The sequence below is a fragment of the Pararhizobium polonicum genome, assembly GCF_001687365.1.
In the GTDB taxonomy this organism is placed as follows: Bacteria; Pseudomonadota; Alphaproteobacteria; order Rhizobiales; family Rhizobiaceae; genus Pararhizobium; species Pararhizobium polonicum.
This window is the reverse complement of the sequence record NZ_LGLV01000016.1, coordinates 1-14998: the sequence shown is the minus strand read 5'-3', so window position 1 is coordinate 14998 and position 14998 is coordinate 1. Positions and strand designations below refer to the sequence as shown.

At 62.4% G+C, this 14998-nt stretch carries 13 protein-coding genes and 1 pseudogene; 7 read left to right on the top strand and 7 right to left on the bottom strand.

Features of this window, described 5'->3' with window-relative positions:
* Positions 1–176: 176 nt before the first annotated feature.
* Both ADU59_RS23140 and ADU59_RS23135 read left to right on the top strand, forming a co-directional pair.
* Complete coding sequence (locus ADU59_RS23140) at positions 177–893, top strand: AzlC family ABC transporter permease (RefSeq protein WP_068957006.1); 717 nt, start codon at positions 177–179, stop codon at positions 891–893.
* Positions 894–895: 2 nt separating this feature from the next.
* On the top strand, positions 896–1207 hold the full coding sequence (locus ADU59_RS23135; protein WP_068957004.1) for an AzlD family protein: 312 nt from the start codon (positions 896–898) through the stop codon (positions 1205–1207).
* A gap of 38 nt (positions 1208–1245) precedes the next feature.
* Here ADU59_RS23135 and ADU59_RS23130 read toward each other — a convergent pair whose 3' ends face one another.
* From ADU59_RS23130 to ADU59_RS30930, 5 genes are all read right to left on the bottom strand, one after another.
* The gene (locus ADU59_RS23130) at positions 1246–3081 is read right to left on the bottom strand and encodes an aminopeptidase P family protein (RefSeq protein WP_068957002.1); all 1836 of its coding nucleotides are present in this window, start codon (positions 3079–3081) and stop codon (positions 1246–1248) included.
* A gap of 544 nt (positions 3082–3625) precedes the next feature.
* Positions 3626–4504 (bottom strand): 50S ribosomal protein L11 methyltransferase, encoded by an 879-nt coding sequence (locus ADU59_RS23125; RefSeq protein ID WP_068957000.1) that lies wholly within the window; start codon positions 4502–4504, stop codon positions 3626–3628.
* A gap of 87 nt (positions 4505–4591) precedes the next feature.
* Entirely contained in the window at positions 4592–5722 is a 1131-nt protein-coding gene (locus tag ADU59_RS23120) for an FAD-dependent oxidoreductase (RefSeq protein ID WP_068956998.1), read from the bottom strand.
* Positions 5723–5747: 25 nt separating this feature from the next.
* Positions 5748–6350 (bottom strand): SCO family protein, encoded by a 603-nt coding sequence (locus ADU59_RS23115; protein WP_068956996.1) that lies wholly within the window; start codon positions 6348–6350, stop codon positions 5748–5750.
* 116 nt (positions 6351–6466) lie between these two features.
* Positions 6467–6625 (bottom strand): hypothetical protein, encoded by a 159-nt coding sequence (locus ADU59_RS30930; RefSeq protein WP_099050913.1) that lies wholly within the window; start codon positions 6623–6625, stop codon positions 6467–6469.
* Positions 6626–6903: 278 nt separating this feature from the next.
* Between ADU59_RS30930 and ADU59_RS23110 the strand changes: the two genes are divergently transcribed.
* The 3 genes from ADU59_RS23110 (at position 6904) to pncA (ending at position 10178) form a co-directional block, all read left to right on the top strand.
* Positions 6904–8880 (top strand): methyl-accepting chemotaxis protein, encoded by a 1977-nt coding sequence (locus ADU59_RS23110; protein ID WP_068956994.1) that lies wholly within the window; start codon positions 6904–6906, stop codon positions 8878–8880.
* A gap of 2 nt (positions 8881–8882) precedes the next feature.
* Complete coding sequence (locus ADU59_RS23105) at positions 8883–9347, top strand: chemotaxis protein CheW (protein WP_018326507.1); 465 nt, start codon at positions 8883–8885, stop codon at positions 9345–9347.
* 201 nt (positions 9348–9548) lie between these two features.
* Positions 9549–10178: a bifunctional nicotinamidase/pyrazinamidase gene (gene pncA, locus ADU59_RS23100; RefSeq protein ID WP_068957310.1), complete on the top strand. Its 630-nt coding sequence runs from the start codon at positions 9549–9551 to the stop codon at positions 10176–10178.
* Positions 10179–10202: 24 nt separating this feature from the next.
* On the opposite strand, the gene ADU59_RS23095 is transcribed toward pncA, so the two are convergent.
* Together ADU59_RS23095 and ADU59_RS23090 are read right to left on the bottom strand one after the other, a co-directional pair.
* Positions 10203–10700: a CreA family protein gene (locus ADU59_RS23095; RefSeq protein WP_068956992.1), complete on the bottom strand. Its 498-nt coding sequence runs from the start codon at positions 10698–10700 to the stop codon at positions 10203–10205.
* A 97-nt stretch (positions 10701–10797) separates the two neighbouring features.
* A complete protein-coding gene (locus tag ADU59_RS23090; protein WP_068956990.1) occupies positions 10798–12057 on the bottom strand; it encodes a GGDEF domain-containing protein in 1260 nt (419 codons plus the stop codon).
* A 751-nt stretch (positions 12058–12808) separates the two neighbouring features.
* On the opposite strand from ADU59_RS23090, the gene ADU59_RS23085 reads away from it, so the two are divergent.
* A complete protein-coding gene (locus ADU59_RS23085) occupies positions 12809–13996 on the top strand; it encodes a DUF2778 domain-containing protein (protein ID WP_068956988.1) in 1188 nt (395 codons plus the stop codon).
* Positions 13997–14803: 807 nt separating this feature from the next.
* Positions 14804–14998: pseudogene (locus ADU59_RS31225) on the top strand (hypothetical protein); the annotation flags it as partial.

Genomic DNA, 14998 nt, shown 5'->3' with positions numbered 1-14998 from the left:
GCTTGCGCCGGGGCGGACTTTGTCCGGCCCGGCTTTGATCAGGAAATTGGATCACAACATCAATCTTATTGAATTGTCCCTGGGCCGGTCGGGGCCTATCTGTGCGTTCATCTCCCGCATATCTCGGGAAAGCGTGGTCCGGCATTCGGCCGCCACCGTTCCGGAAAGTTTCTTCCATGACAAAAGATGATTTCTGGCAGGGCGTTCGCGGAGGCTTTCCCGTGATGGTGTCGGCTTCACCGTTCGGGGCGCTGTTCGGCGCCTTGGCGATCGACAATGGCCTTTCCGTCTCCGATGCGGTCCTCATGAGCGTCACGCTCTATGCCGGCGCCAGCCAGATGGTCGGGATCGAGCTGTTCGGGCACAGGGTTCAGCCGTGGCTGATCGTGCTGTCGGTCTTTGCGGTCAATTTCCGCCATATCCTCTATTCGGCGTCGATCGCCCGGCATATCCGCCATTTTTCCGGCGTGCAGAAATTCTTCACCTTCTTCCTGCTGGTCGATCCGCAATATGCCGAAACCGAGAAGCGCGCCGAACGCGGCGAGCCGGTCACCTTTGCCTGGTATCTGGGCTTTGCGATCGTCATCTACCTGCCGTGGCAGGTGATGACGCTGCTCGGTGCGCTTTTCGGGCAGATGATCGGCGATCCCGCCGCCATCGGGCTCGACGTGCTTTTGCCGATCTACTTCATGGGGCTCGTGCTCGGCTTTCGCCAGCGTGCCAACTGGCTGCCTGTCGTCGCCGTCAGTTCGCTGGCATCGGTCGCGGCCATGCATTTCGTCGGCTCGCCCTGGCATGTCAGCATCGGTGCGATCGCCGGTATCCTGCTGGCCGCCTGTCTGCCGCTGCCCAGGCAACCAGAAGAGCCGGTGACGCTGGAGCATGAGGTCTGATCATGGACAATGCAGAACATATACAGCTGATCTACGTGATCCTTGCTGCCGCCGTTGCGACGTTCCTCACCCGTATCGGCGGTTACGTGATGATCACGCAGATGAAGCGCATTCCGCCGCGCATGGAAGCGGCGCTGAATGCGGTGCCTGCCGCCGTGCTCTCGACGCTGGTGGCGCCCGCCTTCATTTCCGGCGGCTGGGATGTGAAGGCCACCATGCTCGTTGCCCTGGTCGTGGGCCTGCGCTTTTCATCGCTCTGGATGCTCTTGGCCGGCTGGCTCGTCATCATGGCGATCCGGCATATCCCGCTCTAGGGATTTGCCCGCTCCATAGGGAGCGGGCTTGGCCTCTCTTAGAGGCCCAGCGGTTCGGTCGCTGCCTTCAGCCAGTTCAGCACCGTCTCATCCGAAATCAACGGCGACAGCTTTTCCCGTGTCTCGGCGTGATAGGCGTTGAGCCAGTCGCGTTCTTCGCTGGTCAGCAGTGCCGCGACGATCAGGCGGCGGTCAATCGGGCAGAAGGTCAGGGTCGCAAAACCGAGCATCGGCAGGTCGCCTCCGGCGATCTCGCTCGCTTCCAGCACATGCACGAGGTTTTCGATGCGGATGCCGAAGGCGCCGGGGCGATAGTAGCCGGGCTCGTTGGAGAGGATCATGCCGGGCAGCAGTTCCTGCATCGCGGCGCGCGAGATGCGCTGCGGTCCCTCATGCACCGACAGGTAGGAGCCGACGCCATGGCCTGTGCCATGGGCGAAATCGGCGCCGGCCTTCCACAGCGCGATGCGGGCCAGCGGATCGAGATCGACGCCGCGCGAGCCTTTGGGGAAGCGGGCGACGCTGATGGCGATCATGCCCTTCAGCACCAGCGTGAAGAAACGCCGTTGTTCTTCGGGCACGGTGCCGATGGCGACGGTGCGGGTGATATCCGTCGTGCCGTTGATGTACTGACCGCCCGAATCGATCAGGAACATCGTGCCGTCGGCAATGGTCAGGTCGCTTTCGCTCGTCACCCGATAATGCATGATTGCCGCATGTTCGCCGGCGCCGGAGATGGTGTCGAAGGAAATGTCCTTGAGCGGGTTCTGCATGCGCTGGCCGACGGCGGCGCGGCAGGCTTCGAGCTTTTCCACGGCGGCAATTTCGGTGACTGTTCCGGGTTGCGTGGCATCCAGCCAGGCGAGGAATTCGACCATGGCCGCGCCGTCCTGCAGATGGGCGCGGGCGGAGCCTTCGAGTTCGGCGGCATTCTTGCGGGCGCGGGGCAGGCGAGCCGGATCGATCGCCTCGATCACGGTGCCGCCGCTCACACGAATGCGTTCGGCAAGCGCGAAAGGGGCGTGGTCGGGATCGATCATGATCTTCGCGCCGGTTGCGGCAAGCGCTGCAATCCGGTCTTCGAAGGACGACGGGGTCTCGATGCTGGAAAGCTGGGTGAGATAGGCTTCCTCCTCGATGCGCGTCTTGCGCTTGTCGAGGAACAGTTCGGCCTTGCCATCGGCATGGACGACGGCGCGGGCGAGGGGGTGCGGCGTGTGCGGCACATCGCTGCCGCGGATGTTGAAGGTCCAGGCAATCGACGAGGGATCGGTCAGGACGACGGCATCGGCGCCCGCCTTGGCGATCTCTTGCGCCATCGCCGCGAGCTTGTCCCGGGCAAGGATGCCGGAATGATCGAGCGGCTGGATCTTGACGCGGCCAAGCGGGGCCGCCGGCCGGTTTTCCCACAGGCGGTCGAGCGGATTGTGATCGAGGAAGACCAGAGCGCCGCCTAGTTCCTGCAGGGCTTTTTCGAGCTTGCGGACCTCTGCGCCGGTGTGCAGCCAGGGATCGATGCCGAGGCGGAAGCCCTTTTTGCCGTGCCGCTCCAACCACAGATGCGGTGGCTCGCCGACGAGATCGCCGCCGGTGAAAACAGTGCCGTCCACCTGCTCCTTGAGCTGGGTGACGTAACGGCCATCCACAAAGACAATTGCCTGACTCTGCGTGATCAGCGCAATGCCGGCAGAACCTGTGAAGCCGGAGAGCCAGGACAGCCGCTCGGCCGAGGCGGGCACATACTCGCCCTGAAACTCATCGGCACGCGGCACGAGAAAACCATCGACACCCAGCGCCTTCAGCGCGGCGCGCAAGGCGTCGACACGGTCCTTGCCGAATTGCGGAGTGGAGGTGACTTCAAAGGACTGGAACATGGATTTTTCCTGCGATGCGAAGGAGCCTGTGCCGGGCCCGCGCTTGGCGATGCGGCCGATTCCTGGAAAGGGTGCGGGTACTCTAGCGGAAATGAGTGGAACAGCGAAAGCCCGTCTTTCTCGCTCGGGCGTTGTGGAGCGCCCGAACCGTTGAGGGGAGGCGGCCCATGCTCGTATCTGTCACATTTATCATACTTATGCGCCATGTGCATGGCACCCATGCTGCAATGGCCCTAGCCGTGTTTCAAAAATAGTCTATAAACCCGCTCAACGAACACGGACGCAAATCTGTTGTTCCTGCGAATGCCTGATGGCAAGAGCTGCATGGTCTGAACATGGTTGGTCATCCTTCTCCTCCTCCCTCCGGGTGGCCAATTTCAGACTGTGAAGAGTCCGCTTGAGCGCTCCTCCTCCTCAAGCTCGCGGACATGACCGGCTTGCCGGTCAGCGGGCGGTGCTTCGGCATCGCCTTTGTTTCAAAAACCCGCTTGTCCATGACGGACAGGCGGGTTTTTCATTTTCAGGCCTTTGAAATTTCCGCCTCTTACGGGCGGTCGAGATGGATCGTCACCCAGCCGTTGCGCCAGATGGTGCGCACATGGCGCAGGTGCTGGCCGTTATAGGCCGAGAGCACTTTCCAGCGCTGCGACGCGAGAATCCCTGAGAGAATCACCGAACCGCCGGGGGCCAGATGACTGGCGAGCTGCGGTGCCATCTTGATCAGCGGGCGGGCCAGAATGTTGGCGATGATCAGATCGAACGGTCCATGCGTGGCAAAGGCCGGCGAATGGAAGCCGGGGGCCGTGAGCGTGGTGATGCCGGTAGCGATGCCGTTGCGTTTGACGTTTTCGGCGGCGACGCGGGTGGCAATCGGGTCGATGTCGGTTGCGAGAACCGGGACCGGTTTCAGCTTGCGTGCCGCGATCGCCAGCACGCCGCTGCCGGTGCCGAGATCCAGCGCATTGCGGACCTTGCGGGCGCGCATGACGGTTTCGATCACCTCAAGGCAGCCTGCCGTCGTGCCGTGATGGCCGGTGCCGAATGCCTGACCGGCGTCGATCTCGATGGCAATGTCGTTGAGGTGAACCTTGTCGCGGTCGTGCGAACCGTGGACGAGGAAGCGGCCGGCGCGTACCGGCGACAGGCCTTCCAGCGATTTGGCGATCCAGTCGACATCGGGAATGACTTCACGCTCGATCGTGGCATCGGGAAACTGATGGGCGACGACGGCGGCAAAGCGCGCTCGCATTTCGTCTTCCTCGTCGAAGTCGATATAGAGCGAGGCTTCCCAGATATCCCTCTTCTCGTCCATCTCCATGGTGGCGATGGCATAGCCATCATCCTCGAAAGCATCGGTCATCAGGTCCAGAAGGACTTCGGACAGCTTTTCGGTCGTGGTGATGAAGAGGCGCAGGTCGCTCAATGTCTTTGTCCTTGTCGGCAAGTGCTTGCCGTCGGGACGGCTAGCGCGGCTCTAGCATGCCGGCCAATGCGAGGTAAAGCGTAGCGCCTATTGTGCGTTGGGAATCCACGGCGGTGGCGGTGTGTCCTGGCCGGAAACATTGCGCAGCATCGCCGCCGTGAAGCCGGGCACATGGCTGACCAGCGGCAGCAGCAGGGCACGCAGGCTGGTCAGCAGGGGATTGCGCAGGGTGATGAATGTGGTGATGCGCCGCGTGTCCTTGAGCACGGTTCTGACGGCCGGCATCCGCAGGTTGGAATATTCCCGCTCCCGCCCTTGCGAGATCAGCCAGGCGAGCCAGCAGGCATCTTCAATGCCAAGGTTCATGCCGCGTGCACCGGCCGGCGAATGCACATGGGCGGCGTCTCCAGCCAGAAAGACATTGCCGCGGCTCATGGTCTCGACATGGCGGAAGCTGATGCCGAATTCCGACCCCCATGTCCGTTCCCTGACCGCGTGCGGATGGTCGATGCGGGATTCGAAATCCTCGATCGTCGAGATATAGCGCAGCGTATCCTCGTTCACCGGCAGGTGGCCGAGGACACCCGGATTGAGAAAGTTCATCTCGATGAAACCGGTATCGACCGGCTGGGTGTAACGGTAGTCGGCGAGGAAGAATCGGCTTTCGATCGCGTTTCCGGGAAAAGCAAAGCCGCAGGCCTTGCGCACGACGGAATGGGCGCCGTCCGCGCCGATCAGCATGTCGGGCTGCACGGTCTCGCTCAGGCCGCCGGCGTGCGTGAGCGTGACCACCGGTTTTTCGATGTCGCCGGATACGGTCGAGACTTCGGTCGACCACTCCGGCACGATGCCGAAAGCCGACAGTTTCCGCAGCAGCAGCCGTTCGGTTTCGCCCTGCGGCAGGGCATGGACCGGGCAATAGTGGCCCCGGAATGTTTCGGTATCGATCGTCAGCAGCCGTTTGCCGGCGGACGAGATCCTGAACTGGGTCAGCCGGCGGGCCTTCGCCAGGATCAGGGCGCTGACACCGGAGGCCTCCAGCAGCGTCAGGGTTCTGGCATTGACGCCGAGAGCCCGGCTTTCGCTGACCGGTGTCGGCCCATTGGATTTTGCGACCAGACGCGAATGAAACCCGCGCCGCGCCAGCTCAAGCGCCAGGGCAAGCCCGGTCGGCCCGGCGCCGGCGATCAGAATTGACTTTCCGCGACGTTCCTCCATCCGGTCCTCGCGATCATCGATCGATCTATTTCTTAGTCAGGTTTTCCAGCTTTTTGACGGCAGTATCCGGATTTTCACCATAGGCGATCGTGCCGGTGAACTTGCCTTCGGAATCGAGCAGGAACACCGAAGCCGTGTGATCCATCGTATAGTCTCCGTCCGGCTTGGTTTCATCAAGCGGAACTTTCTTCGCATAGACGCGGAAGCCCTTGACCATCTCCATGACCTTGTCCGGCGGGCCGGAAATGCCGGTAATGCGCTTGGAGACGTTGGAAACATACTGGCCGAGGATCTCGGGCGTATCGCGCTCCGGATCGACGCTGATGAAATAGGCCTGCAGCTTGCTGCCGTCCGGATCGACCTTTTCCAGCCAGCCGTTCAGTTCGAACAGGGTGGTCGGGCAGACTTCCGGGCAATGGGTGAAGCCGAAGAACAGGGCCGTCGGCTTGCCGGTAAAGGCTTTTTCGGAAATCGGCTGGCCTGTCTGGGAGATCAGCTGGAACGGCACGCCGAACGGACCGGCGGTGGCGATCTGGTCCTTGGAGGTGGTCACCTCGTAGCTGAGCCAGCCGAGGGCCGCTGCGACCACGGCAACGGCCGCCCAAAGAACGATGCGAAGTGTTTTCATGATGCGGTCCGGTCAAATTGCGCCAATGTCGCTGTTCAGATAGCGGTTTGGTCCAGGCGTTGCAAACGTTCGCGTGGCCAGCGTCAAAATGTGGCAGGGCGGGAACGGGCGCCTTGTCAGAAGCACCAGGAGAGGCCGTTTTCGGCCATGGTCAGGAACATGTCCGGGCCCTGGACGATCCAGCCGAGAAAGGCGACGGCGGACAGCAATACGCCGGCCCCGGCGAGGGCCGTAATCGTCAGTGTTCGCGGGGGCTTTCCGTTGTTGTCCTGCATGGGCCAATGATACCCCGTGGAATTCGATATTAAAAGCTGCGTTTTGCTTGAGCGCGTCCGCGCCGAGGACATCCGGATGTACCGGATTCGTTAGAATTCGACGATCATTTTAGCAAATGTTTAATTTGTGTTTGCCATGTTCCGGATGGGTGAAGGAGTCCGAATCTCCTTACTGACATGACGTCGCCGGTTTCGATCCAGTCCGGTCTCCCGCATCTCATTGTTTCCCGCAATATGCGCGCGAACCGTTGCCGCATTCAAGAACTGGATCATGTCGCATGACGTCTTCTACAAGGTTGGAACGCAGATTATCGGTCAGCCAGCGGCTCGGAACTCTGGGTCTTGCGGCATTCGTCGGCTTCGGCTCGATGCTTACCGTCGGCTGGTATCAAAATTCCCATGTCAGCACGGCTCTCCAAAAGGCGTTGTTCGCACAGGATGCAATCAAGAACGCCAGCATGCTGCGCCTTACCAATGTCGAGCTTGTGCTTGCGGCAATGGATATCATCGTGGATCGGCAGGAGCGCAAGGTCTCGCCGGAACGCGTGAAACTCATTTCCGATTCGATTGCGACTCTCAATCGGGGCAAGGCCGATGCCGTGGCCCTGGCGGCATCTGTCGCCAAGCCCGAGACCATGATGACATTCGAAGCCGATCTTGCAGAATTGACGAAGGCAATCCAGGTCGATTTGCCCAAAATGGTCGAAGAAGGGGCAGACGCCAGGGCCTTCGATGCCGTGGACGATGCGATCGACGGCGCCGGCGAGCGGATGAGCATATCCCTGACGAAATTGACGGATGAAGCCGGTGCGCTGCTGTCTGCACGTGTCGGCGAAGCGACCGACGTTTCGGCGCAATCCGTTTTTCTGCAGATCGTGCTTGGCTTTGCCGCCATGTCATCGCTGCTTGGCCTGCTCTATTTCCACGGCAATGTCCTTCGTCGCGGCATTTTTTCCGTGCGCGACAGCATGCAGCGTATTCTCAAGGGAGACAACGAGACGGCCGTGGGCGCAGTTGCCCGCGGCGACGAATTGGGCGAAATGGCCCGCGCGGTCGAGACGTTCCGCATGGCCGCCATTGAAAAGCAGAGCCTCGAGCTGTCGGCCGCTGCAAGCCGCAGCGAAAACGAGGCGGAGCGCGGGGCACGCGAGGCTGCACGCGCCGAAGAATCCCGTCAGGTGCAGATCGCCGTCAGTGCGCTCGGGCAGGGATTGAACCGGCTATCCGACGGCAACCTGACTGCGACGATCGATCTGCCTTTCCGCGACGATCTCGAATCGCTGCGACAGGACTTCAACCACACCGTCGAAAAGCTCCAGGGCGTCCTTTCCAATGTGCAGGAAAACGGCAGCTCGATCCACTCCAACAGCCAGCAGATGCGGGGCGCAGCCGACGATCTTGCCAAGCGGACGGAACAGCAGGCTGCCTCGCTGGAGGAGACATCCGCAGCGCTCGACCAGATCACCGCCACCGTGCGCACTGCGACGCAGCGTGCGGAAGAGGCCAGCCAGATGGTCGGCGAAACACGCAATAACGCCGAAGAATCAGGCCGCATTGTTCGCGAAGCTGTCGAAGCGATGGCCCGGATCGAAAATGCATCCTCCGAAATCGGCAAGATCATCAACGTGATCGACGAAATCGCCTTCCAGACCAATCTGCTTGCACTCAATGCCGGCGTCGAGGCAGCCCGTGCCGGCGAAGCCGGCAAGGGGTTTGCCGTCGTTGCGCAGGAAGTCCGGGAACTCGCCCAGCGGGCCGCCGGCGCCGCCAAGGACATCAAGGTTCTGGTCGGCCGCTCCAGCAGCGAGGTCGGAACCGGTGTTCGGCTGGTCCAGGCGACCGGCGAAGCACTTGGGCGTATCGGCACGGATGTCGTGCGCATCAACGAGCACATGACCTCGATCGTCAATGCCGCCCGCGAGCAGTCGACCGGTCTCCAGGAAATCAACACCGCGATCGGGAAACTCGACCAGATGACCCAGCAAAATGCGGCCATGGTCGAGCAAACCAATGCAGCCAGCCATACGCTGGCGCAGGATGCCGAGGGGCTGACCGCCCTGATTGGCCAGTTCCAGCTGAACGGCCCGTCCGCCCGTCCAATCCGTCAACCGGTTCGCGTCGCCACATCGGCCGGCGCGCGCCCCGCACCATCCCCCGCCAAGGCCCTGATGGGCAAACTGGCGGGCGCCTTTAGCAGCCCCGCGTCGTCCGTGCCCAAGGCATCGGGTTCCGCCGAAAACTGGGAAGAATTCTGATCATGTCCAACGCAATCAAGCAGTCCGGCGCCTATCTGGAAATCGTTTCGTTTCATCTGGGTGACCAGGAATTCTGCATCGACATCATGGCGATCCGCGAAATCCGTGGCTGGGCGCCGGTGACGCCGATGCCGCATACGCCGCCTTATGTTCTCGGCCTGATCAACCTGCGTGGCGCCGTGATCCCCGTCATCGATATGGCCTGCCGCCTCGGCATGAAGATGACCGAGCCGTCCGAGCGTTCGGCGATCATCGTCACCGACATCGCCGGCAAGCTGGTCGGCCTGCTGGTCGAACAGGTCTCCGACATGATGACGATCAAGAGCGAGGACCTGCAGCCGGCCCCGGAGATCATTCCGGAGGCACAGCGTGCCTTCTGCCGCGGCATCGTTGCCCTGGAAAAGACCATGGTCTGCTTCCTCAATCTCGATACCGTCATCGCCGACGAGCTGGCGCAGGCCGCCTAAGCAGCCCATTGTTGCCTGCCAAAACGTGAGCAGACCGCCTGGCCTCGGCTTGGCGGTCTGCCCGCGTTTTTGGCATTGGCGCGCCGCAGATTGCGGACTGCGCAACTTGGCCCAGGCCTTGCTTGCGTCTAGTCTGCATCTGCATGGCGGATGTCCCGTGGACATTGAACGTGTCCGCTGCCGGAACGATGGAGATTGCTCGTGAAATGCCTTTTGCTCGTCGATATCCAGAACGGTTTCTGCTCCGGTGGAAATCTGGCCGTACCCAACGGCGAGGATGTCGTGCCGGTCGCCAACCGTCTGATCGCGGAGGGGGGCTATGATCTGGTCGTTGCCTCGCAGGACTGGCATCCGGCCGACCATGGCAGTTTCGCCTCGCAGCATCCGGGCAGCCACCCCTTTGAGATGGGAACGCTGGGCGGCAAGGCGCAGATGCTGTGGCCGGATCATTGCGTCCAGGGAACGCGCGACGCCGATTTTCATCCCGGTCTCGATGTCGCCGCCATCGGGTATGTGCAGCGCAAGGGCGAAAACCGCGCGGTCGACAGCTATTCGGCCTTTCGCGACAATGACCAGGCCGCGTTGACGGGACTGTCGGATTATCTGCTCGAGCGGCGCGTCGATGTTCTCGATGTCTGCGGCCTTGCCACCGATTATTGCGTCAAGGCCTCGGCGCTCGACGCGAAAGCAATGATGCCCGGCGTCACCGTCCGGTTCATTGCCGATGCCAGCCGCGGCATCGATCCCGCCGGGGTGGAAGCGGCGATTGCTGAAATGTCGGCAGCCGGTGTGCGCATCGTGACATCGGCCGATGTGACCGGCGCAAATTGATCGCTGCGCTGGTCAGGCTGCCGGTTATTTCGGCGCGCCGTTGGTCCAGGTGACCGGCTGTTCGAACAGCGGAATGGTCGAGATCGACATCTTGGCGGAACCGTCGGTCAGTTCGCGCGAATGGGCAAGATAGATCAGCGTGTTGTTCTTCTTGTCGTAGATGCGCGTGACGATCAGTTTCTTCCAGATCAGCGACAGCCCTTCGCGGAACACTTCCTCGCCCTTCTGGCTGAGGCCGATATCACCGATCGTCACCGGTCCCGTCTGGCGGCAGGAGATCGAATTGTTGGACGGATCCTCGAACCAGTTGCCGTTTTTCAGGCGGTCGATGACGCTGCGGTCGAAATAGGTGACATGGCAGGTGACACCCGCGACCTTGGGGTCGGTCACCGCATCGATGGTGATGTCGTTGCCGAGCCAGTCGACGCCGACTTCGCCGACCGTATCGGCTTGCGCGGGAAGGGAGGCAAAGCTGGTCGCAAGAAGCGCGCAGGCGGCAATGAGGCGGGTGGAAAGCGGCATTTTTGGTTCTCCGGATGCGATGCCATGTCACATAGGATGACCGGCCGGCAAAGCAAGCCTTGAAGTCAGGGTGAAACAACCAGGGCGGGCCGGGACATCAGCCCGTATTCGACCGGGGCTGCCTGGGGTCGGGGGTCACGGCTGCGGCCGCCCGCATCTGGGCCGCTGCACCGGCCAGCGCCCGGGCGCTGGCAGCGGACGCCGCATGCAGGCTGCCGGCGATGCTCGACCTGTCGCGCCCCATCGCCTTGGCCTCGTAAAGGGCCACATCGGCCTGCACCATGACCTCGGCAAGCGAACCGCCGGGATCGGCCATGGCGATGCCGATGCTGACGGTCAGTGCGATGCTGGTGCCTTGGGCGCTGGTCGGCGTTGTTCTGACGGCCGTGCAGATCGTTTCGGCGATCGCTGCCGCCTCCAGCCTGCCGATACCGCCGATGGCGATGCCGAATTCCTCTCCGCCCAGGCGGCCGAGGCTGCCGCGCCCGGCCAATGCGTCGCGCACCGTCCCGGTGAAGTGCGCCAGTGCCGCATCGCCGCCGGCGTGGCCATAGAGATCGTTGATCTGCTTGAACCTGTCCAGATCGAGCAGCATGAATGCCGTCTGGCGGCCCGATGCGCTGGCGGCCAGAAACGTCCGCTCGAACTCGGCCATGAAGGCGCGGCGCGACAGGGCGCCGGTCAGGTCGTCATGGGCGATCATGTGGCGCAGGCTGGCAATCATCCAGCCCTGCAGCATCAGGATAATGCCGAGGAAAAACAGCGGCATGATCAATTGCCGGGCGGCCAGCAGCGCCGTCGTCCACAGATGCGGCTCGACGGCGGTATCGAACGTGTCGAAACCTGCGGCCACGGTTGCGACCCGCAGGGCCTGAAGGACGGTGACCGTGAAGGCGACGAGGCAGCAGAACAGCATGTAGGGCGCAATCGCCCGTTCCTTCGGCCAGTGGCGGATGATGTTGACGCCGATGAGGAGGCAGATCAGGCTCGACAATCCGGCGCCGACCGATGCCCGTGCCGAAACGCTGTCGGCCGCATGGCTGAAGAACAGCAGCAGCATGACGAGGCCGGCAAGGGTGAGGGCCACCGGCACGGCGCGGGGCGGCTGCTTGCCGAGAAACTCCCGGAAGCCTCGCAGGATGAGCAGACAGGCGGCGGCTGTCAGCGTTGTCCCGGCCGCCGCGATGAACCAGACCGGCGCGACACTGGCGGTCAGATTGACCGAGGCCGCAAGCGCTGCCAGAACGCAGGCCGCACAGAAACTGACGACGCCCGGCACGCCGGTCTTGCGCAGCGACAGCAGCGTGGGAAACATCACCACAAGGGCAATGACTGCGATGGCGGAAAGAAAGCTCATGGGCACGAATTCCTGCCGAGTGGGCGTAAAAAAATTTCCGGTCCGTTCATGCGGATAAGCTCAAATTGGTAGTGTCGGCGATTTAATTTTTTCAGCCGAAATTCGCTGCAATTTTAACCAACCACTCGCCTCTTCACAATTTCCACGGGTATTTGCCGGATTCCTGATGAAGGGGCGTGGCAGGCCGAAAATGCGCCATCGGAATCATGTCCGCACGGCTACCGGTCCGCCCCGTTCAGGCGGGGGAAGGGCCTTGCCGGAATGCCGGGCAGGGCGCACGCAGCGGTGGCCGCCCGGCGGATTTTGACGGGAGATATCCGCTCCGGCGGCGGGATCATCGCGTGGCGGGCACGCCCGGAAAAATCCGGCTCATGTGAGCGTCTCCTTATTCTCGCCAAAAATTAAAGTTCTGAGACGGGACGCAAATGCAGAGTTTCGATCCTCATGCTGAACGCGAGCGCCGCTGCGCCCGTGTTCCGGTGGCTCGACAGACCATGATGTCTCACGCGGAAGGGCGACCTTCCTTGCCTTTTTGCCTGCGGCAAATGCCGCTCCTCCTATGCCCACCCCGCTCCGCGATATTCTGGGAGCCCGCGTAAAGGAATTGGTTACCATACTTTGTCATTCTTTGGATCGACCGGCAGGCCCCGGCAAGCGCGCAGTTCGGCGCATCGTGGGCTTTGGACCGGCTTCGGCGGCAATGCGTCTTGTTGCCCTCCGATTGGGTAATGCGTTTCGGGTATCGAGTATCATGGCGTTTGCGGTTGAAAAGTTAAATCACGTCGCGTCTTCCGGCAGAGCAGGGGCCCGTCCGAAGACACCGTCGCGGTTTCTGTCGGGCGGCGCCATTGTCGGCATCGGCATTGCCGCCTCCGTCTGGATGGTGGCAACCTTCGCGGCGATGCAGACCATGGCCCCCTCGCTGCCATCTGGCAAACCGGCACGGCTGGAGGCCTCGCTGGGGCTGAACGCCATCGTGCGCGCCGCGCCGCAGCAGCAGCGCGTGGTGCGATTGACCAAGTTTTCCCGGCTCACCGTCCTGCCGCGCATGAACCTCGTCGCCAGCGCTGTGCCGCCAAGGAGCCTTGCTGCCACCGCCATGGTCAAGCCGGCGGTGGATTTTGCCGAGAAGACACAGGTTGTGGCGCTGGCGAAAGCCGCGGCAGCCAGAGGCGACGGCGTCATTACCGGTTCGACGCCGGTCGTGGCCAATGCGATGGTCGAGACCGCCTCGCTCAAGGATCAGGGCCTGCCCAAGCCGTTTAGTCTTGTTATGCCGCAGCCGGCATCGTCGCTGGGCGGCATGCTGCCGGATCTCGGGCCGCTGCCGCTGGCAAAGCCGAAAAGCTTCGCCGACAGCGCGGACAGGGCGCCGGCGGACAAGGCACTGGCCGACAAGACATTGCCTGACCGGGCAAACAGGAAGCCGGCGGTGAAGGAACTGGCCTATGCCAAGCCCGATTTCCCCATGGACGACGGCAACGAGGTGCGCCCGGCCTTCCGCGGCCAGAAGGGTGTCGCCTATTACGATATCTCGGCGGGCGTGGTCTACATGCCGAACGGCGAGAAGCTGGAAGCGCATTCCGGCATCGGCAAGATGCGCGACAATCCCGACTATGTTCACGTCAAGATGAAGGGCCCGACCCCGCCCGGCACCTACAAGGTGACGATGCGCGAATCGCTGTTCCATGGCGTCGAGGCCGTGCGCCTGACGCCGATCGACGGTGTCGCGCCGCATGGCCGCGACGGCCTTCTGGCCCACAGCTACCTGCTGCGCAATCGCGGCGACAGCCACGGCTGCGTCGCCTTCGAGGAATATCCCCGCTTCCTGAAGGCCTTCAAGCGCGGCGAGATCAGCCAGATGGTCATCGTCAAGAGCATGAAGGGTATGTCCGCACCGAGGCGCACCTTTGCCTCGCTGTTTTCCAAGGGGGCGTAGGGGGCTTCATACCCTCCCCTTGAGGGGGAGGGTCGGAGCGAAGCTCCGGGGTGGGGTGATCTGCGGCATATGCAATTGTCTCCTGTGTTCGCGGTGGTCACTCCCGCCTGCCGTTTTGCAGTCTTGCCCCTCCCCAACCCTCCCCACAAGGGGGAGGGAGCAGTTCGGCGTTTGCCGCACCCCCAACGTCCTGTAGCCACGCGCGAACAATTCGCCGTGGGTTTTCAAAGAGCAGGTGGCCGGGGCACAACGTATGCCTCAGAGTAAAGTAGTAGGTGACACACGCTGTGCCCCGTTTCAGTGTCTTTTGCCGCGCTTCTCAGGTTCTTCTACGCTTTTGCCTCTTGTGAAGGAAAAAGCCTCCAATGCCCCAGCCCGGCCGCTTATCCGCCGAGCCTTTCAATGCGGCGGGGTTTAGCCCTGGACCCTTGGACGGCAAAGCCGTCCGGCGGGGTGAACCGCCCGTGGTGTGGCTACCCGGCACGCCCGGCCCGCTTTCACGAACCGGAGGAGAACCGCCTTTCACGCAGCCCCGGGGATCTGACGCGCGTTTCGCCAAACCGTCCGGGCACCGGCTCCGCCTCGCCGGCAACGCAATCCGGTGTATCCTCGGCGGAACAAGGTCATGATGGCATGGAACGAAACGGCGGGGATTTGCGGGGATGATTTTTTTTGGTGTGGCGGTCAGCCGGGAGGCGGGATTTTGAAGGGTTGACGGCACAGCTTACAGCTGTGGATGGGGCGATCTTGCCTGAAGGAATGTAGCCAGCCGTGGCTTGGGAATGGATCCTCGGGTCAGGCCCGAGGATGACGACTTTCGTGGTGGATCGAAAGCAACAACCGCCTTGCATCCAGGACCTACGAGTTTCCGCGGCGAACTCCTCCTCCCCGTCATCCTCGGGCTTGACCCGAGGATCCACTCCCAAGCATCATCCGGCTATGGCGGGCTATGTCTACATCGTCACCAATCACAAGCGAGGAACGCTGTACATCGGCGTGACC